At 61.0% G+C, this 23,584-nt stretch carries 17 protein-coding genes, 1 tRNA gene and 1 pseudogene; 6 read left to right on the top strand and 13 right to left on the bottom strand.

What is annotated here, in order from left to right:
- Nucleotides 1-105 precede the first annotated feature (105 nt).
- From HDE72_RS01870 to HDE72_RS01845, 6 genes are all read right to left on the bottom strand, one after another.
- Nucleotides 106-711 carry a 50S ribosomal protein L25/general stress protein Ctc gene (locus HDE72_RS01870; protein ID WP_183737021.1) on the bottom strand — a complete coding sequence of 202 codons (606 nt, stop codon included), beginning with the start codon at nt 709-711 and terminating at the stop codon, nt 106-108.
- Between the two features lie 164 nt (nt 712-875).
- On the bottom strand, nt 876-1,826 hold the full coding sequence (locus HDE72_RS01865; protein WP_183737020.1) for a ribose-phosphate pyrophosphokinase: 951 nt from the start codon (nt 1,824-1,826) through the stop codon (nt 876-878).
- Nucleotides 1,827-1,977: 151 nt separating this feature from the next.
- Nucleotides 1,978-2,054: transfer RNA gene (locus tag HDE72_RS01860), tRNA-Gln, on the bottom strand.
- A 78-nt stretch (nt 2,055-2,132) separates the two neighbouring features.
- Nucleotides 2,133-3,029, bottom strand: a complete 897-nt coding sequence (ispE, locus tag HDE72_RS01855) for a 4-(cytidine 5'-diphospho)-2-C-methyl-D-erythritol kinase (protein ID WP_183737019.1) — start codon at nt 3,027-3,029, stop codon at nt 2,133-2,135.
- Nucleotides 3,026-3,664, bottom strand: a complete 639-nt coding sequence (locus HDE72_RS01850; protein ID WP_183737018.1) for an outer membrane lipoprotein LolB — start codon at nt 3,662-3,664, stop codon at nt 3,026-3,028. The genes ispE and HDE72_RS01850 overlap by 4 nt, the downstream gene beginning before the upstream one ends.
- 99 nt (nt 3,665-3,763) lie before the next feature.
- Nucleotides 3,764-5,557 (bottom strand): tetratricopeptide repeat protein, encoded by a 1,794-nt coding sequence (locus HDE72_RS01845; RefSeq protein ID WP_260176354.1) that lies wholly within the window; start codon nt 5,555-5,557, stop codon nt 3,764-3,766.
- A 176-nt stretch (nt 5,558-5,733) separates the two neighbouring features.
- Between HDE72_RS01845 and mutM the strand changes: the two genes are divergently transcribed.
- Genes mutM through HDE72_RS01820 form a run of 5 tightly spaced genes read left to right on the top strand, consistent with a single transcriptional unit; the run spans nt 5,734 to nt 12,045 of the window.
- The gene (gene mutM, locus HDE72_RS01840; RefSeq protein ID WP_183737017.1) at nt 5,734-6,570 is read left to right on the top strand and encodes a bifunctional DNA-formamidopyrimidine glycosylase/DNA-(apurinic or apyrimidinic site) lyase; all 837 of its coding nucleotides are present in this window, start codon (nt 5,734-5,736) and stop codon (nt 6,568-6,570) included.
- Between the two features lie 20 nt (nt 6,571-6,590).
- Entirely contained in the window at nt 6,591-8,492 is a 1,902-nt protein-coding gene (locus tag HDE72_RS01835; RefSeq protein WP_183737016.1) for a dynamin family protein, read from the top strand.
- Between the two features lie 28 nt (nt 8,493-8,520).
- Nucleotides 8,521-9,681, top strand: coding sequence for an A/G-specific adenine glycosylase (mutY, locus tag HDE72_RS01830; protein WP_183737015.1), 1,161 nt, complete (start codon nt 8,521-8,523; stop codon nt 9,679-9,681).
- A complete protein-coding gene (locus HDE72_RS01825; RefSeq protein ID WP_183737014.1) occupies nt 9,681-11,438 on the top strand; it encodes a sensor histidine kinase in 1,758 nt (585 codons plus the stop codon). Before mutY ends, HDE72_RS01825 begins: the two co-directional genes overlap by 1 nt.
- Nucleotides 11,428-12,045, top strand: coding sequence for a response regulator transcription factor (locus HDE72_RS01820; protein ID WP_183737013.1), 618 nt, complete (start codon nt 11,428-11,430; stop codon nt 12,043-12,045). The genes HDE72_RS01825 and HDE72_RS01820 overlap by 11 nt, the downstream gene beginning before the upstream one ends.
- 3 nt (nt 12,046-12,048) lie before the next feature.
- On the opposite strand, the gene HDE72_RS01815 is transcribed toward HDE72_RS01820, so the two are convergent.
- The 7 genes and pseudogenes from HDE72_RS01815 to pilM form a co-directional block, all read right to left on the bottom strand.
- Entirely contained in the window at nt 12,049-13,185 is a 1,137-nt protein-coding gene (locus HDE72_RS01815; RefSeq protein ID WP_183737012.1) for a deoxyguanosinetriphosphate triphosphohydrolase, read from the bottom strand.
- Complete coding sequence (gene aroKB / locus HDE72_RS01810) at nt 13,186-14,805, bottom strand: bifunctional shikimate kinase/3-dehydroquinate synthase AroKB (RefSeq protein ID WP_183737191.1); 1,620 nt, start codon at nt 14,803-14,805, stop codon at nt 13,186-13,188.
- A 98-nt stretch (nt 14,806-14,903) separates the two neighbouring features.
- Nucleotides 14,904-17,114: an Ig-like domain-containing protein gene (locus HDE72_RS01805; protein WP_183737011.1), complete on the bottom strand. Its 2,211-nt coding sequence runs from the start codon at nt 17,112-17,114 to the stop codon at nt 14,904-14,906.
- An 82-nt stretch (nt 17,115-17,196) separates the two neighbouring features.
- Nucleotides 17,197-18,522 (bottom strand): annotated as a pseudogene (locus HDE72_RS01800) (type IV pilus secretin PilQ); the annotation flags it as partial.
- 92 nt (nt 18,523-18,614) lie between these two features.
- Nucleotides 18,615-19,643, bottom strand: coding sequence for a pilus assembly protein PilP (locus tag HDE72_RS01795; protein ID WP_183737009.1), 1,029 nt, complete (start codon nt 19,641-19,643; stop codon nt 18,615-18,617).
- Between the two features lie 26 nt (nt 19,644-19,669).
- The gene (locus HDE72_RS01790) at nt 19,670-20,242 is read right to left on the bottom strand and encodes a PilN domain-containing protein (protein WP_183737008.1); all 573 of its coding nucleotides are present in this window, start codon (nt 20,240-20,242) and stop codon (nt 19,670-19,672) included.
- A gap of 5 nt (nt 20,243-20,247) precedes the next feature.
- Entirely contained in the window at nt 20,248-20,901 is a 654-nt protein-coding gene (gene pilM, locus HDE72_RS01785; RefSeq protein ID WP_183737007.1) for a type IV pilus biogenesis protein PilM, read from the bottom strand.
- Nucleotides 20,902-21,205: 304 nt separating this feature from the next.
- On the opposite strand from pilM, the gene HDE72_RS01780 reads away from it, so the two are divergent.
- Nucleotides 21,206-23,551 (top strand): penicillin-binding protein 1A, encoded by a 2,346-nt coding sequence (locus tag HDE72_RS01780; RefSeq protein WP_183737006.1) that lies wholly within the window; start codon nt 21,206-21,208, stop codon nt 23,549-23,551.
- Nucleotides 23,552-23,584 lie beyond the last annotated feature (33 nt).

Raw genomic sequence — 23,584 nt, 5'->3', positions numbered from 1 at the left:
AAATTATCGATGAAAACATTATCGGTGAAAACAGGCAGAAAAAAACCCGTCCGGCGTGAACCTGACGGGTTTTTCCTTACCACAACCGCATTGCTGCGGCGGCGATTACTTCTTGTCGGCTTCAGCAGCGGCTTCGGCTTCAGCAGCAACGTGGCCAGCTGGTACCGATGCGGTAGCGATGGTCAGGTTGTTGCCGTGGGTGACAGCGGTCACGCCAGCTGGCAGGACCAGGTCGGCTACGTGCAGCGAGTGACCAACGTCGATGTTCGACAGGTCAACGGTGATGAATTCTGGCAGCTGGCCTGGCAGGCAAGCTACTTCGATTTCGTTGGCAACGTGGCTGATGGTTGCGCCGTGCAGTTTGACTGCTGGGGAAACGTCAGCGTTTGCGAAGTGCAGAGCAACTTTCACGTGGATAGGTTGCGATGCGTCAACGCGTTGGAAGTCAGCGTGCAGAACCAGTTGTTTGTATGCGTGGACTTGGAAGTCGCGCAGCAGAACTTGTTGCGAAACGCCGTCGATTTCCAGATCCAGGATCGACGAGTGGAAAACTTCTTTTTTCAACGCGTGGTACAGGGCGTTGTGATCCAGCGAGATCAGTACTGGGGCTTCAACGCCGCCGTAAACGATACCAGGGGTTTGGCCGGAAGTGCGCAGGCGGCGGCTCGCTCCGGAACCTTGCAATTCGCGTTTGAATGCGATAACTTTCATGTGAAACTCCAAAAAGAACAAGACTCGCGTCTTGTGTTATGAAGACTCCCGCGACCAGGAATCTTCGAAAATGGGCGCGGATGCGCCCCGAAAACTAAAACACTGCGGCGCAACAGGCAAAAAGCCGGTCGCGCCGCAGGTGACGTTTGTTGCCGTCTATCGTATTAGTCGATAAACAGGGAGATCACTGAATCGCCCTTGATGATGCGTTTGAACGTTTCGGCCAGCAGCGGCGCGCACGTCAATTGACGGATCTTGCCGCAGGCCAGGGCCGCTTCGGACAGGGGTATCGTATCGGTGACAACCAGCTCGTCGAGTGGCGATGCCGAGATACGCTCGATCGCCGGGCCCGACAACACTGGGTGCGTGCAATAGGCAACCACTTTCTTGGCGCCGCGCTCCTTGAGCACTTCGGCAGCCTTGGTCAGGGTACCTGCCGTATCGACCATGTCATCCATGATCACGCAGTTACGGCCTTCGACTTCACCGATGATGTTCATGACTTCCGACACGTTCGCTTTTGGACGACGCTTGTCGATGATGGCCAGGTCGCAGCCCAGGCGTTTTGCTAGGGCGCGCGCACGTACCACACCGCCGACGTCGGGCGACACCACCAGCAGATCCTGGTAGTTTTTCTTTTGCAAGTCGCCCAGCAAGATAGGCGATGCGTAGATATTGTCGACTGGAATATCGAAGAAACCTTGAATCTGGTCGGCGTGCAAGTCCATGATCAGGACGCGCTCGACACCGGCTTCTTCCAGCATGTTCGCCACTACCTTGGCCGAGATCGCAACACGCGCGGAGCGTGGACGGCGATCTTGGCGGGCATAGCCGAAGTAAGGAATGGCGGCGGTAATACGGCCAGCCGAAGCACGTTTCAAAGCATCAACCATCAGAATGATTTCCATCAAGCTGTCGTTGGTTGGAGCACAGGTGGATTGCAAAACAAAAACATCCTTGCCGCGAACGTTTTCGTTAATCTCGACCATTACTTCGCCGTCGGAGAATTTCGAAACGTTTGCCTTACCGAGAGGGATGCCGAGATTTTTTGCGACCCCCTCTGCCAACGCTGGATTCGCGTTGCCGGTAAAAACCATCAGGTTTTCGTAAGCCATGGGAGTCCCAAGAGGTGATATAGTAGTCTTGAAAGCACTAACCGGGCAGTAGCCCGGTCAGTCTGTGTTTAGCACGTTCCGCGTAGCGAAACATGTTTTTGCTTCCCGTACTGGACGCTGACTTCGCATCGACAGACTACGGTGAAACGGGTGGCAGGGGAAGAAGGATTCGAACCTTCGCATGCTGGAATCAAAATCCAGTGCCTTAACCAGCTTGGCGATTCCCCTACGCAACTGACTGCTTGCCGTCATGTTGGCCAGTATTATACCGACTATTTGAAGCTAAGCAAAATCTTTTTTTACTACTTACAACACGGTGAGCATCGGGTGGCGGCTCAGTGCTTTTGCTTTCCAGGCTATCCAGACATCAGGCACATTGCTGAGCACTGCATCGGCTTCCTCGCTACTTGCAAACGCGCTAAACACACAAGCACCGGAACCAGTCATCCTGGCCTCTCCGTAAGCACTCAGCCATTCTACCGCATCTGCTACCGGCTTGAAAAGGCTGCTTGCCACTTGCTGTAAATCGTTTTTACCAAACCCGCTCACGCTGTTACTTTTTGCGAGGTGCCTGGAAAAGTCCGCTATTGTGACGGGTTCGCTATCCCTCGTCAAGCCTTCTGCAGAAAAAATTGCAGCAGTAGGAACTTGCACGCCCGGCTCGATCACCACATACCAGCAATCGGGCGTGGCCACGGGCTGCAAGGCTTCCCCCACGCCTTCGGCAAAGGCGTTCTCGCCAAAGATGAAAAACGGGATATCGGCGCCCAGCGGCAAGCCCAGCGCCATCAGCTCTTCGCGCGTCAAGCCGGCTTGCCACAAACGGTTCAAGGCCATCAGGGCCGTGGCCGCGTCGGAAGAACCGCCACCGAGGCCGCCGCCCATGGGCAAGACCTTGTCGATGGCGATATCGACGCCGCACGGCAAGGCGCCCGTGCGGCGCAGCACTTCGGCTTGCAGCAGTCTGGCGGCGCGGATGATCAGGTCCTGCTCTTCGGGCACGCCAGGCAAAACCGTCGTGCGGCGTATCTGGCTATCGTCGCGCAGCACAAAGTGCAAGGTGTCGCCATGGTCGACCAGCTGGAACACCGTTTGCAGCAGATGGTAGCCATCATCGCGGCGGCCATTGATGTGCAAAAAGAGGTTCAGCTTGGCCGGCGCCGGGCAGTTATTCAAAGAAGTGAGCAGGGAAGTCAGTGTCATTGTGCTTGGGGCGATGGGGCGGGATCGAGAACGATGCGCAGCGACACGGCATCGGCCTGGGCGCTGGTAGTGCGTTCGGCATCGATACGCCGCGGTTGGGGCAATGCGCCTGGGGTATTTTCTCCGGCATCTTGCCACGACACATAACGCAAACGCCAGCCGTCCTTCGTCGTCACGCTGTTATTTTGCGGCGAAGCGACGAAACGCCGGCCATCGGCGCCATCCGCATAGCCTTGCAGCCAGTCGCGCAAGCCCGATACGGGCAAGGACCAGCCCAGCAGCTGTGCGCTGAGGGTGTCGATATCGGGTGCACGGCGCGGCGCCTTGTCGCTTTGCGTCAGCACCGCTTCCTGCGGCGTGACGGCGATCGTGGCCAGGGTGCTGCCCACCGGCGAATACAGGGTCACGTCGGTGCGCTGCGCCGTTTGCTGCCAGTTGAAATTGACCGTGGCCGATTCGGGCTTGTCATTCTTTTGATACGTCACGTTCAGCCGCCCCGTCAGCTCCACCTGCGCGCGGTACGGCGCCACCGTTTGCGCGGAGGGCGGCGCGCTGGACGAAAACGGAGATGGCAAGGTGGAGCAGGCCGAGAGGGCCAGGCAGAGGATAGAAAGGGGAAGGAGGTGTTTGGACATGGACAATTTTATCAAATCACCCCAAGTACAAACGCCGGGGTCGAACCCTCAGGGTTCGACCCCAGTCCTTGCCCTGGGGGTGAAGAGTGTGGGCAAGAACTACAAACTGACATTCAAGCGCGCCAGCGTGCTTTTCAGCGCTTCGTTTTTCGGGTCCTTGCCTTGCGCATCGCGCCACAGCTTTTGGGCTTCCGCTTTCTCGCCTTTTTGCCACAGCACTTCACCGAGGTGGACGGCAATTTCAGGATCGGCGCGCAAGGCGTAGGCGCGGCGCAGCGCTTCTTCGGCGGCGGGCACATTCCCCATGCGGAACTGCACCCAGCCCATGCTATCCATGATGAAGGGATCATCGGGCGCCATTTGCAGGGCTTTTTCAATCAAGGCATAGGCTTCGGGCAGGCGCACGCCACGCTCGGCAAACGAGTAGCCAAGCGCGTTATAAGCATGCTGGTTGTCGGGCGCCAGCGCCATCACGCGGCGCAGACTCGCTTCCATCACATCGGTATGATCGAGACGCTCGGCCAGCAAGGCATAGTCGTACAGCAGTTCCGGATTGTCAGGGAAGCGCGTCACTGCACTGCCCAGCACCGTGAAGGCACTTTGCGTGTAGCCGGCGTCGCGCAGCAGTTGCGCATCGACCAGCAGCACCTGGCCCTGGCTGGCGGGATCATCGACTTCGATTTCCGTCAGCGCCTTGCGGGCAGCATCGAGGTCGCCATTGCGGGCGATCAGCTGCGCGCGGCGCAAACGGGCGTCGAAGTAGCCGGGAGACTCGCGGTTGTCAACCTTGTCGAGCCAGGCGATGGCGCCGGCGGTGTCGTTGCGCGTCTCGGCGATCTGCGACAGTATCATCAGGGCCTTCGATGGATCGCGCGTATCGTCAGCCGATTTATCGAGCACGGCCAGGAAGCGCTTGAAATACTGCTCGGCGCCCTTGGTGTCGTCCAGTTGCAAGGTGATGATGCCCAGTGCATACAGGGCGGCCGCGTTGTCAGGCTGGGTTTTCAAGAGCAGCAGGAATTGATCTCGGCCCGCTGTCAGCTGTTTTTGCTCGACCAGCAGGCGCGCATAGGCGGAGCGTACTTCGATGCTGTTCGGATTCTTGTCCAGGAAAGCTGCCAGCACCTTGCTGGCAGCTTCAGGCTCGCCACTCACCTGCGCCAGGGTCAGCGCCGCCAGGTCGGAAGCAGGCTTCATCTGCAGGGCCTTGTTCGCTTCATCGATGGCACGCTGGCGTTCACCGATAGACAGGGCGCCCTGCGCCAGCACCAGATGCGCTTCGAACATGTCCAGATACGGCTGGCTCAAACGCACCAGCATGGAATACGCATACAGCTTGTCATTCGCGCGTGCCAGGATTTGCTGCATCTGGAACAGCGCCACGCCACGCGAACCCGGTGGCGCGCTTGCCAGGCGCTGGGCAAAGATAGGCTCCGCTTCTTCGATGCGGTCCGTCAGCACGACAAAGCCGAGGAAAAATTGCGTCGCCTCGTCGGAATCGGGTGCCAGTTCGCGCCACAAACGGATAGCCGCCAGTGCTTCGCCGCCCTGCTTTGCCGCCAGCGCCATTTCAGAAGCACGGCGCGCCAGGCGCGGATCGCGCGTCTGCTGCGCCGCCATCATCATGGTCACATACGGCCCCTGCCACTGGCCGCTCTTGAATTCCAGCTCCGCCTTGGTCAGCTTGTAGAGCAAATCGCTACTCAGATTGACATTGGGCAGCCCTGCATCCGCGGCCGCTTTTGGTGTAGTTTCTGGCTTGGCGTCTGCTGCAGTGGCTGGCGTGGCCGCAGGAGCGCCTGCCGGCGTATCGGTTGGCGCGGTTGGTGTCTGTGCCATGGCATGCGTGGCCATCAGGGCGGACAAGGTTACAATGGCGAAAGCGTTTTTCAAAGGCTGATCCTGGCTAAACGGCAAAGTTTGATTCTACGCCCAACGCGTAGATCGCGTACTTCACGTATGTAACGAAATATATACGAGAATAAGCGGGTTAACGATACGCGATATCGCCATCAGAGGCCGTAGCCGGCCATACGCCCGCAACCCAGCTGTTTTCACTGTCGAGTCCTATGCCAGAATTGCCAGAAGTCGAAGTCACACGGCGCGGTGTCGCGCCCCATATCGAAGGGCGCACCGTGCGCTCCGTCGTGCTGCGCCGCGATGGCTTGCGCTGGCCCTTCCCCCCTGCCCTGGGCGTACAGTTATCGGGCCAGACTATCGGCCTGACGGGGCGGCGCGGCAAATACCTGCTGATCCACTTTCAGCACGGTAGCCTGATCATCCACCTGGGCATGTCCGGCCACTTGCGCGTGCTGCCACCCGGTACCGAAGCGCAAAAACACGACCATATCGACCTGGTGGTGGAAGACGCCGACGGTGTGCAGCAGGTGCTGCGCATGACCGACCCGCGCCGCTTTGGCGCCGTGCTGTGGCACGACCAGGCCGACGGCCCGCTGGACGGACACGCGCTGCTGCGCGGCCTGGGCGTGGAACCGCTGGAAGGCGGCTTTACCGGCCAACTGCTGTTCGAGAAAACCCGCAACCGCAATACCAACATCAAGCAGGTGCTGCTGGCGGGCGATATCGTGGTCGGCGTGGGCAATATCTATTGTTCCGAAAGCCTGTTCCGCGCGGGGATCAATCCGAAGACGCCAGCCAAACGCATCGGCCTGGCGCGCTATGAAAAACTGGCGCAGGCGATCCGCGACGTGCTGGCCGAAGCCATCGTCCAGGGCGGCAGCACCTTGCGCGACTTCATCGGCGTCAATGGCCAGTCCGGCTATTTCCAGCAAACGTATTTCACCTACAACCGTACCGGCAAGCCATGCCGCGTGTGCGGTGCGCCGATACGCCAGATCGTGCAGGGCCAGCGCTCGACGTTTTACTGTGTGAACTGTCAAAAGTAGCGTACTCACAAAGGATCCAGATGGTCAGGGACTTGGAACAATACAGCGCATGGCGCCAGGATGTACTGGCCGCCTTGCAGGCTTACCAGCAAGCCGCCCAAGGCGCCGGCCTGGTCGACGGCGCGTCCGCGCTGCGCCTGGCGCGCTGCCTGTCACGCCTGCTGGACGACCGCTTGTCCGTGGCCTTCGTGGCGGAATTCTCGCGCGGCAAATCCGAACTGATCAACGCCATTTTCTTTGCCGATTATGGCCAGCGCATTCTGCCTTCGGGCGCGGGGCGCACCACCATGTGCCCTACCGAACTGCTGTACCACGCGGCATGGCCGCCCTGCATCCGCTTGCTGCCGATCGAGACGCGCGCGCACAATCTGTCGACCAGCGACTACCGCGACATGGAGTCGGCGTGGACGGTGCTGCCCTTGAATATCGACGCCGGTGGCGACATGCAGGAAGCCATACGCCAGGTCAGCCTGACGCGCCGCGTGAGCGTGGAAGACGCGGTCCGCTATGGCCTGTTCGACGCCGACGATGCCGACGCGCCAGCCATCGTCGGCGAAGACGGTCTGGTGGAAGTATCCATGTGGCGCCACGCCATCATCAACTTCCCCCATCCGCTGCTGAAACAGGGCCTGGTCATCCTCGACACGCCCGGCCTGAACGCCATCGGCACGGAACCGGAACTGACCCTGAATCTGATCCCGAATGCGCACGCGGTGCTGTTCATCCTGGCGGCCGACACGGGCGTGACGCGCAGCGATATCGAGGTATGGCGCAACCATATCGGCGCCGGGCCGGGACGGCTGGTGGTGCTTAACAAGATCGACAGCATGTGGGACGAATTGCGCGGCGATGCGCAAGTGGCCGAGGCAATCGAGCGCCAGCAAGCCAGCGTGGCGCAGCTGCTGACCCTGGACCCCGGCCAGGTGTTTCCCGTCTCGGCGCAAAAAGCCCTGGTAGGCAAGATCAACCATGATGCGGCGCTGCTGGAAAAAAGCCGTTTGCAGGCGCTGGAAACGGCGCTGTTCGACGAACTGATACCGGCCCGCAAACAGATCATCGGGCGCCAGCTGGTATTCGACCTGGACGCCATCGTCGCGGCGCAGCAGACGCAGACCACGGCGCGCGCCCGCGGCATCGCCGAGCAGCTGCATGAGCTGCACAGCCTGCGCGGCAAGAACCAGGGCGTGATCGCCCACATGATGCGCCGCATCGATATCGAGAAGAAGGAATTCGACAGCAGCCTGTTCAAGCTGCAGGCGACGCGTTCGGTGTTTACGCGGCTGTCGACGGAGCTGTACACCAGCCTGGGCATGGAAATCGTGCGCGACGATATCGACGCCGTGCGTGCAGCCATGCAGCGCAGCCGCTTTTTTACGGGCTTGCGCGACGCCATGCGCCAGTATTTCGAGCGCATCGGCCAGAACCTGGACCGCTCGGAACGCAAGACCGCCGAGATCACCGAAATGATGGGCGTGATGTACCGCAAATTCGCCGCCGAGCACGGCCTGGCGCTGGCCATGCCGATGCCGTTTTCGCTCGCACATTATCGCCAGGAGATCGACGCGATTGAAGCCATCTACCACAAGCAGTTCGGCACGGCGACCTTGCTCACCACCAGCCGTGTGGTGCTGATGGAAAAATTCTTCGACACCATCGCCTCGCGCGTGCGCCGCAGTTTTACGCAAGCCAATGACGACGCCAGCGCGTGGCTCAAAGTCATCATGGCGCCGCTCGAAGCACAAATCACCGAGTACAAGGAACAGCTGAAACTGCGCTTCGCCTCGATCCAGCGCATCCACGATGCGACCGGCAGCCTGGAACAAAAAATCGCCGCCTTCGATGCAAGCCTGGCCGCGCTTGAACACGACAAGGCGCAACTGATCCAGCTGGCCGACACGCTGCGCGCCGCCATCGCTGCATAAACAAAGACATTAGAAAGAACACCTCTGCATGAAACGCTTGCTGCATCCGCTATCGCCCGCACCGGGCATGGCATCGCCTGAAAACTATAGCGATCCCAGCTTTTCCGCCACCGTGATCGCCTGGCAAAAACAGCATGGCCGCCATGCGCTGCCATGGCAAAACACGCGCGACGCCTATCTGATCTGGCTATCCGAAATCATGCTGCAGCAAACGCAGGTGACGGCGGTGCTCGGCTATTACGCGCGCTTCCTGGAGCGCTTCCCTACCCTGCGCGACCTGGCTGCTGCCCCCGTCGAAGACGTGATGGCGCAATGGAGCGGCCTCGGTTACTACACGCGGGCGCGCAACCTGCACAAATGCGCGCAGCGCGTGGTGGCCGAATACGATGGCGTGTTCCCCAGCGACCCGCTGCTGCTGGCCGAGCTGCCCGGCATCGGCCGCTCGACGGCCGCCGCCATTTCCGCTTTTTCCAGCGGTACGCGGGCCGCCATCATGGATGGCAATGTCAAGCGCGTGTTTGCGCGCACGTTTGGCATCGATGCGTATCCCGGCGAAAAAAAGGTGGAAGAAGCGATGTGGCGGCGCGCCGAAGCCTTGCTACCTGAAACCGGCATCGAAGCCTACACGCAGGGCTTGATGGATTTTGGCGCCACCCTGTGCACGCGCAGCAGTCCCGATTGCGGCCGCTGCCCCTTGCAAGCACGCTGCGTGGCCTACGCCAGCAACCGGGTCAAGGACCTGCCTGTGCGCAAACCCAAAAAGAGCAGCCCGGAAAAACACGCCATCATGCTGGTGGTGATCGATAAGGGACAAGTACTGCTGGAGCAGCGCCCCACGACCGGCATCTGGGGCGGGCTGCTGTCGCTGCCTGAACTCGACGGCCACGTGCTGCGCAACGGCGCCTTGCCGGCGGTCGACGATGAAGATTTGGCGCGCGCGGTGCTGCCGTTTGGCGAGATCGAATCGCGTGTAGCGCTGCTGCCCATCGTGCACGTCTTCACCCACTACAAGCTGCATATCATCCCCTGTCGCGTCACCCTGGCGCGGCGTTTGTCGCTGGCCGGGGAAGCGACCCACGTCTGGTATGACGGTAGCAAAATCGCCGACGCGCCGCTGCCCGCCCCCATCAAAAAACTGCTGCTCGACCTGTTCGGCAATGCGCAGGCAGCGCAGCGCAGCATGTTTTAGTGCACTGGCTTTTTGCCCTTGCCGTTACGCTGGCGGCGTCATTCGCCAGTGCGGCAGATTTGCCCGAGATCCGTATCGGCGTGCTGGCCTACAAGGGCGCAGACGCCGTGCGGCAGGACTGGTCCTATGTCACGCGCCATTTGCAGGCCAGCATACCCGGCGTGCGCTTCGTGCTGGCCGATTACGATCAGGCGGGATTGACGCGCGCCGTGCATGGACTAGCCATCGATTTTGCCATCACCAGCAGTGGCCATTACGTGGCGCTCGAACACAGCGATGGCGCCGGCCGCATCGCCACCCTGGAGTCGCCCTGGACAGACTCGCCACGCCTCGGCATCGGTTCGGCCATCATCGTGCGCCAGTCATCACCGCTGCACGACCTGGCCGACCTGAAAGGTAAAAACGTGATGGCGGTGGCGCCCGACGCGTTTGGCGGCTACCAGATCGCCGCGCGCGAACTGAAGGAAGCGGGCATAGCCCCTGCCCACGATTTCGCCAGCCTGCGCTACAGCGGCTTTCCCTCGCAGCAAATCATCGCAGCGGTCCGTTCAGGCAAGGCAGACGCGGGCATCGTGCGCACCTGCTTGCTCGAACAGATGGTGGCGCAAGGCTTGGTGGCGCGAGGAGAACTGCGCGTGATTACCACCCGCCCCATCGCAGGCTTTCGCTGCGCCACCTCGTCGCGCTTGTACCCGGACTGGCCTTTCGTCACCTTGCGCCAGACGTCACCGGCGCTGGCAAAACAGGTGGCGCTAGCCTTGCTGGCCATGCCGCGCACTGAACAAGGCTACAGCTGGACGGTGCCCAGCGATTACCAGAGTGTCGATGAACTGCTTCATGAATTGCGCATCGGCCCCTACGCCCATCTGAACAAGCTGACTTTTGATGCGGCGCTGGAGCGCTACTGGGGCTGGATGCTGCTGGCACTGGCCCTGCTGGTGGCCTGGGCCGTGCACACGGTACGCGTGGAATACCTGGTCAGCCGCCGCACGCAGCAATTGCACGCCCTGCAGGAACAGGCGCGCCAGCGCCAGGCTACGCAAGACCACACGGCCCGCCTGGCCATCCTGGGCGAGATGGCCAGCGCCATCGCGCATGAATTGAACCAGCCGCTGGCCGCCATCGGCAATTTCGCGCGCGGCATGGTGCGCCGTATCGAAGCGGGACGGCTAGAGCCAGCACCGCTGCTCGATGGCGCGCAGGAAATCGCCACCCAAAGCGAACGCGCGGGCGCCATCATCCGGCATATACGGGCGATGGCGAAAAAGCGCCCCGCGCAGAGCACCGCGTTCGCGCTATCGGAGGCGCTAGAGCAAGCCATCGCCCTGTTCCGTGCCGCCCATCCGCATGCACAGATCACTACCGAAATGAACGCCGGCCAGACGCAGGTGCTGGCCGACCCGCAGCAAGTACAGCAAGTGCTGCTCAACCTGCTCAAGAACGCGCTCGATGCGCAGGCAGAAAACGGCAATCCCGATCACCCTGTCAGCGTAGTTCTGCAGCATGGCGATGGCGCTTGCAGCGTGACCGTGCGCGACGCTGGCGGCGGCCTGGACGAGGCACACTTTGCCCGCCTGTACGAACCCTTTTTTACCACCAAGGCCGAAGGCCTGGGCCTGGGCATGTCGCTCAGCAAAAGCATCATCGAATCGTTCGGCGGCACCCTGTCGGCGCACGCGAACGATGACGCTCCCGGCTTGACGGTCTGCTTCCGCCTGCCGGAAGCCACCCACGTGGAGACACCCCATGATCAATGAAAACGAGGCCGTGATTTTCATCGTCGACGACGACGATGCCATGCGCCGCTCGCTGGCTTATCTGTTCGATTCGGCCGGCTGGAAAGTACAGGTTTTTGCCTCGGCGCGCGATTTTTTGAATAGCTATGACGGCCATGTCCCCGGCTGTCTGCTGCTCGACGTGCGCATGCCGCTGATGAGTGGACTGGAACTGCAACAAGAATTAGGACGCCACGCCATCACCCTGCCTGTGATTTTTCTCAGTGGCCACGGCGACCTGGCCATGGCCGTGCAAACCATGAAGGCAGGTGCTTGCGACTTCCTGGAAAAGCCGTGCAAGGATCAAGTCTTGCTGGACGCCGTCACGCGGGCAGTGGCCCGCAGCGTAGAGGACAGCCGGCGCGCCAGGCAGTCAAACGCCGCCTTGTCGGCGCTGTCCACCCTGACGGCGCGCGAACACGAAGTGGCGCTGCTGATGGCGGAAGGAAAAGCCTCAAAAATCATCGCGCGCGAGCTGGGCATCAGCGAAAAAACCGTGCAGGTGCACCGCCACAATACGATGGCAAAACTGGGCTTGCATTCAGCGGCGGAAGTGACGCGCTTGCTGATGGCCAGCGGCGCCTTGTAAAGGCTACAGCTCGTCGAGCGAATACAGGCGGCGATGTTCACGGATCGCATAGCGGTCCGTCATGCCGGCGATATAGTCGGCGATCTTGCGCGCCTGTTTGCTGGCATCTCCTTCCTTCAGTTGATAGTCGGGCGGCAGCAGGGCCGGATCACCCATGAACACCTCATACAGTTCGCGCACGATGCGGCTGGCCTTTACGCGCATGCGGTTGACCTGGTAGTGGCGGTACAGATTGGTCCGCAAAAAGCGCTTGAGTTCCGTGGCGTCGCGCCGCATCGCGTCTGAAAAACGGATCAGCGGAGCGCTGGTGCGCACTTCATTGACGTCGCGCGGGGCCGCATCAAGAATCAGGGCATTCGAGGTAACGATCAAATCGTCAGCCAGCGCCGTAATCAAACGGCGCAGGGTTTCATAGATGGCGCGCCGGCCCGACAGGCCAGGAAAGGCGGTCTGCACATCACGCCAAAGGCGACCGAAAAACTCGACCTCTTCCAGCTGCGCGATGGTGATCAGGCCAGAACGCAAGCCATCGTCGATATCGTGGCTGTTATAGGCGATTTCATCGGCCAGGTTAGTCAGCTGCGCTTCCAGGGTCGGCTGGGTGCGGGCGATGAAACGCTGGGCGACGGGCCCCAGCTCGCGCGCATGGACCAGCGAGCAGTGCTTCAGGATGCCTTCGCGCGTCTCGAACATCAGGTTCAAGCCGTCGAAAGCGCCATAGTGTTCTTCCAGGGTGTCGACCACGCGCAGGCTTTGCAGATTGTGCTCGAAGCCGCCATGGTCCTGCATGCAGTCATTAAGCACGTCCTGGCCCACGTGGCCGAAAGGCGTGTGGCCCAGGTCGTGCGCCAGCGCGATGGCTTCCACCAGGTCTTCGTTCAGACGCAGGTTGCGCGCGATCGAACGGCCGATCTGCGCCACTTCCAGGCTGTGCGTCAGCCGCGTGCGGAACAGATCACCTTCGTGATTCAGAAAAACCTGGGTCTTGTATTCGAGGCGGCGAAAAGCCGAGGAATGGATGATGCGGTCGCGGTCGCGCTGGAACTGGCTGCGCGAGGCGTGCGGCGCCTCGGCAAAAAGACGTCCCTGCCCCTGTGCCGAATGGGCCGCATAGGGAGCGAGGAAGTCTTCGGGCAGCATTTAGGCGACTCCGGCGGCCAGCGTGGCCAGCACCAGTTCATGCGGCGCCGACGTGATCTGTGGGCTGCCCAGCGGTTTGAGCAAGATGAACTTGATGGCGCCGCCTTCATTCTTTTTATCGACTTCCATCAGCTCCAGCCAGCGCGCCACGCCCAGGTCCGGCGCCTTGATGGGCAAGCCGGCCGCAGCGACCAGTTTGCGCACGCGGTCCACGGCCGCCTGGTCGATATAACCCATGCGACAGGACAAATCAGCCGCCATCACCATGCCGCAGCCGACGGCTTCGCCGTGCAGCCAGTGGCCGTAGCCCAGGCCCGCCTCGATGGCGTGGCCGAAGGTGTGGCCGAAATTGAGGATGGCGCGCAAGCCGCCTTCACGTTCATCCTGGCGCACCACGTCGGCCTTGATTTCGCACGAACGGGCAATTGCGTACGCCAGCGCGCCCTTGTCGCGCGCCATCAGCTTGGCGATATTGGCTTCGATCCAGTCAAAGAAAGCGCTGTCGATGATGGCGCCATGCTTGATCACTTCGGCCAGGCCAGCCGACAGCTCGCGCGCCGGCAGGGTTTCCAGGGTCGAGGTGTCGGCGATCACGGCGCGCGGCTGATAGAAGGCGCCTATCATGTTCTTGCCCAGCGGGTGGTTGATGCCCGTCTTGCCGCCGACCGAGGAATCGACCTGCGCCAGCAAGGTAGTCGGCACTTGCACGAAGCCGATCCCGCGCATATAGCTGGCCGCCGCGTAACCGGTCAGGTCGCCGATCACGCCGCCGCCCAGCGCCACCAGGGTGGTCTTGCGGTCGCATTTATTGGCCAGCAGCGCGTCGAAGATCTGCATCAGGCTAGCCCAGTTTTTATATTCCTCACCGTCCGGCAGGACGATGCTGATCACTTCGCGGCCATCGCCGGCCAGCGCTTTTTCCAGCCGCTCCAGGTACAGCGGCGCGACTGTGGTATTGGTGACTATGGCCACCTTGTGGCCGTTGATATGGCGCACGAGCGCATCGGCGTCGGCCAGCAGGCCGGGACCGATAGCGATCGGATAACTGCGTTCGTCGAGATCTACGCTCAACAACATTTTGGATTGCTCGTTCATCGAAGGCTCTGCATGAATGACACAGTTGGGCGAGGCCTCGCACTCGAGGCTGGCCAGCTGCATCAGGATAGTCTGAACCATCGATTGTACGTTAGGACGGCCCGTATCGATCACGATGTCGGCCACTTCCATGTAAAACGGCTCGCGTTCGGCCGTCAACTCTTCCAGCTTTTTGCGCGGGTCGGCCGTCTGCAGCAGGGGCCGGTTCTTGTCATGGCTGGTGCGCGCCAGGATGTTGTTGACGCTGGCGCGCAGGTAGACCACGGTGCCCCGCTCCCTCAAAAAGGCGCGGCTTTCGGCATTGAGGATGGCGCCACCGCCGGTAGCCATGACGATGCCTTCCTGCCCGCTCAGGTCGCGGATCACCTCCGCTTCGCGGCGGCGAAAGCACGGCTCCCCCTCGATCTCGAAGATCCACGGTATCGACGCCCCGGTACGGGCTTCGATCTCATGGTCGGAATCGACAAAGCGCAAGCCCAGCTTGCGGGCCAGGATGCGCCCGATCGTGGTCTTGCCTGCGCCCATGAGGCCGACAAGGAAAATGTTGCTGTTAGAAATTTCGGACACTATTTGTATTCACTCAGACGATAACCCTGTCTTTCCGCTATCGCCCTGTGGCTCCATTATTGGCATGTGAACGTCAGTTTAAACGGATAGCTGGTAGTTAGTAAATGCGGGGTTGTTACATTCACATTGAATGTAGCCACTCCCGGGGTACATGGCTGGCCTGCCGGACTGGTAATGGTCACGAGGTGACTCGTACCCTGATAAGTAGCCGGTGGCACAGACCTGTCCGGGAACGTTTTCTGCACGGTTGCAGGCGAAACGCCGCCACTGGCTGCGCGCACGATATTGGCGACCTCAACAATAGTTCCACTCGGCATGGGATTATTGTTGACATCATTGATCTGCAAGCTAAATACCAGCGGCACGTTCCAGTTCACGGGGCCCAGGTCATTCACGACGCTCCCCGACGTCAATACCGTGCCGCCATTGAGGAAAATCGTTCCCGGGGAGCTACCGCTGATAAAGAAATTCGTTTTGGCAAAGATGGGCGTGGCCGTGCCGTCGCTGGTACTGGCGCAAATCGTAGCAACCCCAGTACGCGGATTGTCGCTGCTACCCAGAGAACCGTTGCAGACCGTGGCCGGTGTATTCGCCGCTGGATTACGCGGCGCCTGCGCGCGAAAATCCACCGTGCAGGAACCATTGATCGAATTACAGCCGCCTCTGCTTGCGCTCCCCACAACACCGATATTGCTTTGGAATACCACAGGCGTGCCATCGGCAACGGGATTGCCGAACTTGTCGCCCATCGCAACGGTCACTAAAGCGGACGGAGTGGCGCCATTCGCATCGATAGTCCAACCCTCCACATTGCTGTCGCTGATGGCTATCGAAAACGCCTTCTGCACGGGCGTACCCGTCGAGACGACAATAGAGTCCGACAAGGTGGAGACGTTCGTATTATCGATCTTGGCCTGGATACGGAAAGATAAAGGCGTAGAACCCGACATGACGCTGGTAGTCACTTCGCCGTTCACATCGGTGGTGCCATAGAGGGGACTCAAGCCGATATCTGCATTCTCATCTGTCTTGGCAAAGCGCACGATCAAACCGGGTAAAGGATTGTTGAAGGTATCGAAAACACGGAACTTCAAGGTCGCGCTTTCACTGCGCAACAAGCCGCCCTGGCCCTTGATGACGATGGATTTGTCTGCCGGGATAGCAGAATAAAACTGGATGGAGGCTACCTGCGGTGCGGCAATCTGCAGGGTCGCGCTGCGGCTACTTGTCACGCCGCTGGCGGTGGCCAAAATCACATCACTCACGCCGCAACCTTGGTCCCGGTAAACGGCGCGCGCACTGCCATTGGCCGTTTGCACCACATTGGCAAACGTGGCCTTGCCGGCAGCGACGCAAGATGAGCTGAAATTAACGGCCAGGCTTTGATCGGTATATTTTACGCCGTTGGACAAGACATCGAGGGAAACCTGGGTCGAGCCATAAGCATCGAGCGATGGCGTATCAAAGACGATATTACCAAAGTTCAATGTGGTCGCGCCCACGACAAAATTGATGGCGCTGGTCGAAGTTACCCCATTCAGTATCACGGCCGCCGTCAACGTACCGGCGCCGCCCACAGCCAGGCTGACAGGACGCAGGATTACGCGCGCTTCGCCGTTAGCGTCACTCAATGCCGAACCAGCGGAGGGAGACAAGGTAGCCAGGGTATTATCTGCAGCAAACACGACCAGGGCGTTTGGCAATAGTTTGCCATCCTGATCCTTGACGGCAGCCACCGCCGTCAACGGTGAGGAACTCGATAGCGCGTTACTGGCGCTACCCGTAGCGCTCAACAGGGCAACGCTGATGCTGGCTTTTGAAGCCACCGTGGCCGCAATCTGATAATTGGCGTCGCCACTGACCGTGACGCCAGCGGTCGTCACGCTGGCCGTCACTTTACCGGCGCCGCTAACCGCATTGCTCGCAGGACGCATGGTCACCGTGGCAACCCCCTTGGCGTCGGTCAAAGCCGTACCATTGCCTGGCGTTAGGGCGACCAGGTTGGCATCGACGGTAAAAGTCACCAGCGCATTGGACACGCCCGCGCCATTTTTATCCAGCACCAGCGCCCTGACGGTCAATGGCGCACTGCCGCTGATGGTGTTGCTGACTTGACCTGTGACGTTGAGCAAGCCAATAGCCAATGTGGAGGGAACAGCGCCCGCCGTACCGCCACCACCGCTACCGCCGTCAAGGGTCGGATCACCACCGCCGCCACCGCAGGCGGCCAGCAAAGTACTCAAGGCCAGCAGGGCCAGCCAATTCATTGCCTGATTCCAGTATCTATTCCGCATGATCACCATCAGTCTGCTTTCGTCTGTAATATTACTTAAACGCAAAGACGAAACATTAACGCTTTGGTGGCCGATCTGCTACTATTTTCGGCGTAATAAACACCATCAGCTCGGTTTTTTCCTGACTACGGCCCGTGCTGCGAAAAAAAACACCGAGCAAAGGGATATCGCCCAGCAGCGGTACCTTGGTTTCCGTACCCCGTTCGGACTGCTGGTAAATACCGCCCAGCACCACCGTGCCGCCATCTTCGACCATCACCTGCGTCTTCACGTGCTTGGTGTCGATGGCAAAACCGGAGCGCGTTTCCTGGCCCACGCTGTCCTTGTTGACGTCCACTTCCAGCACCACATTGCCGTCCGGCGTGATGTGCGGCGTGACTTCCAGGCGCAGATTGGCCTTGCGGAAAGTGATCGAGGTGGCGCCGCTGCTGGTGGCTACCTGATACGGCAGCTCGATGCCTTGCTCGATCAGGGCCTGCACCTTGTCGGCCGTCACCACGCGGGGACTGGAAATGATCTTGCCCTTGCCATCGGCTTCCAGCGCCGACAATTCCAGGTTCAGGAAACGGTTGGCGCCGGCCGAAAACAGGCTCAGGGCAAAACTGGCGGCCGGCAAGCCATTGAGGCTGGCGGCCGGCAGATTGACGAATTGCGTGTTGGGTACGAAAGCGCCATTGCCCGCCACCGTTTGCCCCGTCGCCTCGCCCACGCCCACGTAATTGCCGCCCACCGCCACGCGGCGGCCATTGGAACCGAGCGGAAAGCCGGCTGACCCGCCCTGCGCCAGGCCCTGGTCGAGAAAACCCAGGCGCGCACCGAGGTTGCGGCTGAAGCTGTCGCTGGCCTCGACGATGCGCGCCTCGATCAGCACTTGCCGCGTCGGAATATCCGTCTTGCTGATCAAAAGGCGTATCTGTTCCAGCCGCGCCGGCACGTCGGTGACGAATAACTGGTTGGTGCGCGGTTCGATCAGCACACTGCCACGGCGCGACAAGATCCGGCTGCGGCCCTCGCCCGCATCGAGGCCGAACACGGCGCGGAACGCTTCGGCTTTCTGGTAGTTCAGCTGGAAGATCGCCGAGGCCAAAGGTTCCAGTTCGGCGATCTGTGCGCGCTGTTCCAGCTCCAGTTTTTCACGCGCCAAAATCTCTTCGCGTGGTGCAATCCACAGCACATTGCCGTTGCGACGCAGGTCCAGCCCCTTGGCTTGCAAGACTACCTCGAGCGCCTGGTCCCAGGGCAGATTGCGCAAACGCAAGGTGATATTGCCGCCCACGCTATCGCTGGCGACGATATTTTGCCCGGACACATCGGCCAGCACATGCAGGGCCGACCTGACGGCAATGTTCTGGAAATCGACGGAGATGTTCTCGCCCGCATACAATCGCGGCGCCGTGACATGCACCACGGCCTCTTGCGCGGCGGGAACAGCGCCATGCAGCGCCAGCAACAGCAGCAGCGCGCAGCGCGGCGTCATGGCTGCGCCTCCGCCATGAGCGGCTTGGCCGCCTTGCCAGCTTGCACATCGATGCCGCCGCGACGCTCGCGCCAGGCGCCGTTCGCTTCCTGCAACACTTCGCGATAGCGCAGGCCCTGCTCGCTGATCTCCATCACCAGGCCATGGTCCTGGCCCAGATGCTGGCCGGTGGCGACCACATGCACGCGCCCGCCAGCCTGTATCAGCGCACTCAGCCGGCCTTCATATTGCACGCTGCCCACCATCAGCATTTCCGACAGCGCCAGGCTTTCCAGCACTTCGCGCGGACGCTGCAAGTCGGGCGCGGCAACGGCGCTCTGCGTAGCGGCCACCGCCTGCACGGCAGCGCCGAAGGGATCGGGCAAGTCGGCAGCGTCATAAGCCTGTGCAATCAAAGGCGCCACCAGGCGCGGCAGCGGCGACATCGTCACCGGCGGCAATTTGGCCTGCGCCGCCAGTTCAGTTGCATCGGGCAGGCGGTAGGCGTGCAGCATGGCGTCCAGAGTCAGGACACCGTCATTGCCGGCGACCAGGGCCAGCTCGTGCACGGTGACGATGCGGGGCAAGCGCGCCAGGTCCGCCGCGAAAGCGCCGATGGCGTGGTAGCCGCCACGTACTTGCACGGCGATCGGCAAGGCCACGTAATGGGCTTGCAGCGTTGCCGGCTTCGCCGGACCCGGCTTGAACAGGGCAAAATGCAAGCCCCTGTCCAGGCCGGCCTGATTAATACTGGACAACAAGGCCGCCATCTCTTGCTGGCGCGGCAGTTGCCGTTCCAGGCTGGCCAGCGTGATAGCAGCCTGCCGCTGCTGTTCACGCAAAACGGGCAAGCGGTCCGCCTTCATCTGTGACATGCGATATGCCACGCGCAAACGCGCTTCTTCATCCTGCGCCGCCTGCAAGGTCGCCGACAAGCCGGCCAGCCAGCCCAGGTAGACGGCGGCGGCCAGCAAAGCGCCCAACAGACCGGCACAGACCAGACGGCTAGTCAGCGGCCAGCTAGCCGCTACTTTCAGGCTCAACATATCGCCTCTCCTGTATTTTTTGCCCGCTACGGATTACTCAACCTCAGTTGCACCGTCAACTCCACAGCGCCCTCGCCCATGCCTGTCATCGCATGGGCCGGCACGCGCGCTTCCAGCAACTCGGGGGCCGACAGTGGCGCCGCCTGCCCCAGCGCCAGCAGCAGGGCCGAGACTTTTTCCTGCGAGATAGCTTGCCCTTGCAGGCGCAAACGGCTGCCGTCCTGATGCAGGCTGTGCAGGATCACGCCCTCGGGCAGCACGCGGGCCAGCATGGCGAGCATCGCTACCCAGGCATGGCGTTCTGCCTGCAGCTGGGTTATCGCCGCCTGGCGCGCCGCCAGCGCTGCCGTCTCGCGCTGCACGACTTGCCCGGCGACAATGACCTTGTCCGACTGCTGCATGGCTAGCCGCCACCCTTCCTGGCGCTGCGTCAGGCGCTCCAGGCTGAGCTGCATCACAGCGCCCGCGCCCAGCGCCAGCAACAGGCCCAGCAACGCACCGCTGGCCAGCAGGCGCAAGCAAGCCTGTTCGCGCCGCTTGCGTGCCGCAGCCCTGTGCGGCAATAGATTGATATGCAGACTCGCCGCCGTCTTGCTCATTTGCATCACCCTGCATACCTGTGCATGGCCAGGCCCCAGGCCAGCTGATAGGCGGCGCCATCGGGCAAGCCTCGCCATCCCCCTTGCGCCGCGGCCGCCTGCAGCGCCAGCGCTTCGCTATCCATGACGACGGCATGCAAGCCTGCCGCTGCCACGGCGTCGAGGCGGCGCTGCACGCCGGCCCGCCGCGCAATCACCAGCAGCACATCGATTTCATCGCTACCGGCCGGACCCAGTATGCAAAAATCCAGACTGGCGTCTTCCAGGGCAAATGGCATGTATTGCGCTGCTTCCAGCTCCACCAGGATTTCCAGCTGCTCGTCCGGCAAACCGGCCGGCAAGCGTATCGTCTGCGTGATCAGCGTGGCATCCGGCATCGCCAGCGCTACCCGCGCGCAGGCGCTGCCGCTGCTGGACCAGGCCTGGTGCACGGCGGTAGCCAGGCCGTCGACGTCTTCCACGCTGCCCTCATAGATCACGCCCGGCGCTACTGGCGCGATGCCGCAATGCGGGCAAGTCCAGAGACCGCGCCGCCGCTTCAGCTCGACCACGCGCACGGCTTGCTCATCCATGTCGATGCCCAGCAAGCTTCTTCCCATGACGGCACGCATGGTTCGCCACAGCCGTTTGTAATTGCTGCTTTCTGGAATCATTTTCATAGGAGAAATCACCATGCAATCATCGTCAACGTCAGAAATCCTAGTCTCTGTGCTCCGTGGCTGTAAATGGAATTTGCGCCTGGGGCTGCGGCGCGGCAGGCCTATCTGGCTCAGCCCTGATCTGGCGCAGATGAATTGTTACCAAATCCTTGTTGCCAGCCGGCGCAGACCAGCTTATATAGAGTAACGACAACATTGCACGCACCCTGCCAGGCGCCCAAGGTGCGCCGTGGCCCTGGCTAGCTCGCTTATAATTGCCCCGCACAAATTGGCGCGCAAAAATCAAACGAAAGACATGACACGCATGACATCTTCAACCTCCGCTGGCAACGCTGGCTCCAAGCCGCCTCCCAAAGGCAGCAAAACCAAACGCTTTTTCCTGATGGCCCTGTTCTCCATGCTGGGCCTCGGGGTAGTCGGCGTTTTGCTGGTGGTGTTTGGCCTGGCGATGGCGTACCCGAACCTGCCTGCGCTCGATACCCTGACCGACTACCGGCCAAAGATGCCACTGCGCATCTTCACGTCCGATGGCGTGCTGATCGGTGAGTTTGGCGAGGAGCGCCGCAATATGGTGCACATCAAGAATGTTCCTGATGTGATGAAGAAAGCCGTGCTGGCCATCGAGGATGACCGCTTCTATGAACATGGCGGCGTCGATTACCTGGGCATCACCCGCGCGGCCCTGCACAACCTGACGGGCGGCGCCAAGCAAGGCGCCTCGACCATCACGCAGCAGGTGGCGCGCAATTTCTTCCTGTCCAGCGAACAGACCTTGAAGCGCAAGGCGTATGAAGTGTTGCTGGCATGGAAGATCGAGCAAAACCTCAGCAAGGACCAGATCCTGGAAGTTTATATGAACCAGATTTATCTGGGTCAGCGCGCCTATGGCTTCGCCTCGGCTGCGCAAATCTATTTCGGCAAGGATATCAAGGACATCACCGTGGCGGAAGCGGCCATGCTGGCCGGCCTGCCAAAAGCGCCGTCGGCCTACAATCCGGTGGTCAATCCGAAACGCGCACGGATGCGCCAGCAATACATTCTGCAGCGCATGGCCCAGCTGGGCTACATCACGCCAGCCCAGTACGAAGAAGCCAAACACGAGGAATTAAAAGTCAAGACCGACAGCAGCTCGTTTGGCGTGCACGCCGAATATGTGTCGGAAATGGCGCGCCAGCTTGTCTACGAGCAATTCAAGGAAGACACCTACACGCGCGGCCTGAACGTCTATACCACCATCACCAAGGCCGACCAGGATGCCGCTTATTTGTCCCTGCGCAAAGGTGTGATGGATTACGAAAAGCGCCACGGCTATCGCGGCCCGGAATCGTATATCGAAATTCCAAAAACCAAGACCGAAGCGGACGATGCGATTGAAACGGAACTGGCCGATCACCCTGACAGCGACGACATCATCGCCGCCATGGTGTTGCAGGCATCGCCCAAGTCCATCCAGGCCGTGACCTCGGCTGGTGAAGAGATCAGCATCACCGGACCCGGCCTGACGTTCGGCTCGGCCTGGCTGTCGGACAAAGCCGCGCCGAACCGCCGCATCAAGCGCGGCGCCGTGATCCGCGTATCGCAGGAAGGCAACAACTGGGTCTTGACGCAAATGCCCGAAGTGCAATCGGCCTTCATCTCGGCCAGCACCGCCGACGGCGCCATCCGCGCCATGGTGGGCGGCTTCGATTACAACCGCAACAAGTTCAACCACGTGACGCAGGCATGGCGCCAGCCGGGCTCGTCCTTCAAGCCCTTCATCTATTCCGCTTCGCTGGAACGGGGCCTGTCGCCATCGACCATCATCAACGATGCGCCTATCTCGTTCGACGCGGGCCAGACCGGTGGCCAGGCCTGGGAACCGAAAAACTACGACAGCAAATACGAAGGTCCGATGACCATGCGCAAGGGCTTGATGAAATCGAAGAACATGATTTCCATCCGCATCCTGCACAAGATCGGCGCCAAATATGGCCAGGAATACGCTACGCGCTTCGGCTTTGATGCAGACAAGAATCCGCCCTACCTGACCCTGGCGCTGGGCGCCGGCAACGTGACGCCACTGCAGATGGCGGGCGCCTATGCCGTGTTCGCCAACGGCGGCTACAAGATCAACCCGTATCTGATCGCCAAGGTGACGGACAGCGATGGCAAGATCTTGTCGCAAGCTAACCCGGACAAGGCTGGCGATGAAGCCCACCGCGTGATCGACGAACGCAATGCCTTCCTGATGAACAGCATGCTCAACGACGTGGTGCGCCACGGCACCGCCATCAAGGCGATGTCCTTGAAACGCACTGACCTGGCCGGCAAGACGGGCACCACCAACGATTCCATCGATGCCTGGTTTGCCGGTTATCAAGCCAAGCTGGTGGGCATCGCCTGGATAGGCTACGACCAGCCGCGCAACCTGGGCAACCGTGAAACGGGCGGTGGCCTGGCCTTGCCGATCTGGGTCAACTACATGGCCACGGCGCTGAAGAATATTCCTATCGAGGAACGTGCCGTACCGGATGGGCTGATCCTCGTGGGCGACGAGTACTACTATGCGGAAAACCCGCCGGGCACGGGCGTGGGCAGCCTGGAGGGCGCGGCGCGGGGCACGCCGGAGGAAGAAAAAGCCAAGGAAGCCGTGAAAAACGAGCTCTTCTAAGCAAAAAAGGCGGACTGAAAAGTCTGCCTTTTT

Source organism: Janthinobacterium saanense, assembly GCF_014200675.1.
GTDB lineage: Bacteria > Pseudomonadota > Gammaproteobacteria > Burkholderiales > Burkholderiaceae_D > Janthinobacterium.
The sequence above is the reverse complement of the archived record's forward strand: the minus strand, read 5'-3'. Positions and strand labels throughout refer to the sequence as shown.

Excerpts from the sequence above, each read along its gene's own strand:
- HDE72_RS01870 (WP_183737021.1), bottom strand. The coding sequence starts at position 711 with ATGAAAGTTATCGCATTCAAACGCGAATTGCAAGGTTCCGGAGCGAGC.
- HDE72_RS01865 (WP_183737020.1), bottom strand. The coding sequence starts at position 1,826 with ATGGCTTACGAAAACCTGATGGTTTTTACCGGCAACGCGAATCCAGCG.
- ispE (WP_183737019.1), bottom strand. The coding sequence starts at position 3,029 with ATGACACTGACTTCCCTGCTCACTTCTTTGAATAACTGCCCGGCGCCG.
- HDE72_RS01850 (WP_183737018.1), bottom strand. The coding sequence starts at position 3,664 with ATGTCCAAACACCTCCTTCCCCTTTCTATCCTCTGCCTGGCCCTCTCG.
- mutM (WP_183737017.1), top strand. The coding sequence starts at position 5,734 with ATGCCAGAATTGCCAGAAGTCGAAGTCACACGGCGCGGTGTCGCGCCC.
- HDE72_RS01835 (WP_183737016.1), top strand. The coding sequence starts at position 6,591 with ATGGTCAGGGACTTGGAACAATACAGCGCATGGCGCCAGGATGTACTG.
- mutY (WP_183737015.1), top strand. The coding sequence starts at position 8,521 with ATGAAACGCTTGCTGCATCCGCTATCGCCCGCACCGGGCATGGCATCG.
- HDE72_RS01820 (WP_183737013.1), top strand. The coding sequence starts at position 11,428 with ATGATCAATGAAAACGAGGCCGTGATTTTCATCGTCGACGACGACGAT.
- HDE72_RS01815 (WP_183737012.1), bottom strand. The coding sequence starts at position 13,185 with ATGCTGCCCGAAGACTTCCTCGCTCCCTATGCGGCCCATTCGGCACAG.
- aroKB (WP_183737191.1), bottom strand. The coding sequence starts at position 14,805 with ATGGGCGCAGGCAAGACCACGATCGGGCGCATCCTGGCCCGCAAGCTG.
- HDE72_RS01805 (WP_183737011.1), bottom strand. The coding sequence starts at position 17,114 with ATGAATTGGCTGGCCCTGCTGGCCTTGAGTACTTTGCTGGCCGCCTGC.
- HDE72_RS01795 (WP_183737009.1), bottom strand. The coding sequence starts at position 19,643 with ATGTTGAGCCTGAAAGTAGCGGCTAGCTGGCCGCTGACTAGCCGTCTG.
- HDE72_RS01790 (WP_183737008.1), bottom strand. The coding sequence starts at position 20,242 with ATGAGCAAGACGGCGGCGAGTCTGCATATCAATCTATTGCCGCACAGG.
- pilM (WP_183737007.1), bottom strand. The coding sequence starts at position 20,901 with ATGAAAATGATTCCAGAAAGCAGCAATTACAAACGGCTGTGGCGAACC.
- HDE72_RS01780 (WP_183737006.1), top strand. The coding sequence starts at position 21,206 with ATGACATCTTCAACCTCCGCTGGCAACGCTGGCTCCAAGCCGCCTCCC.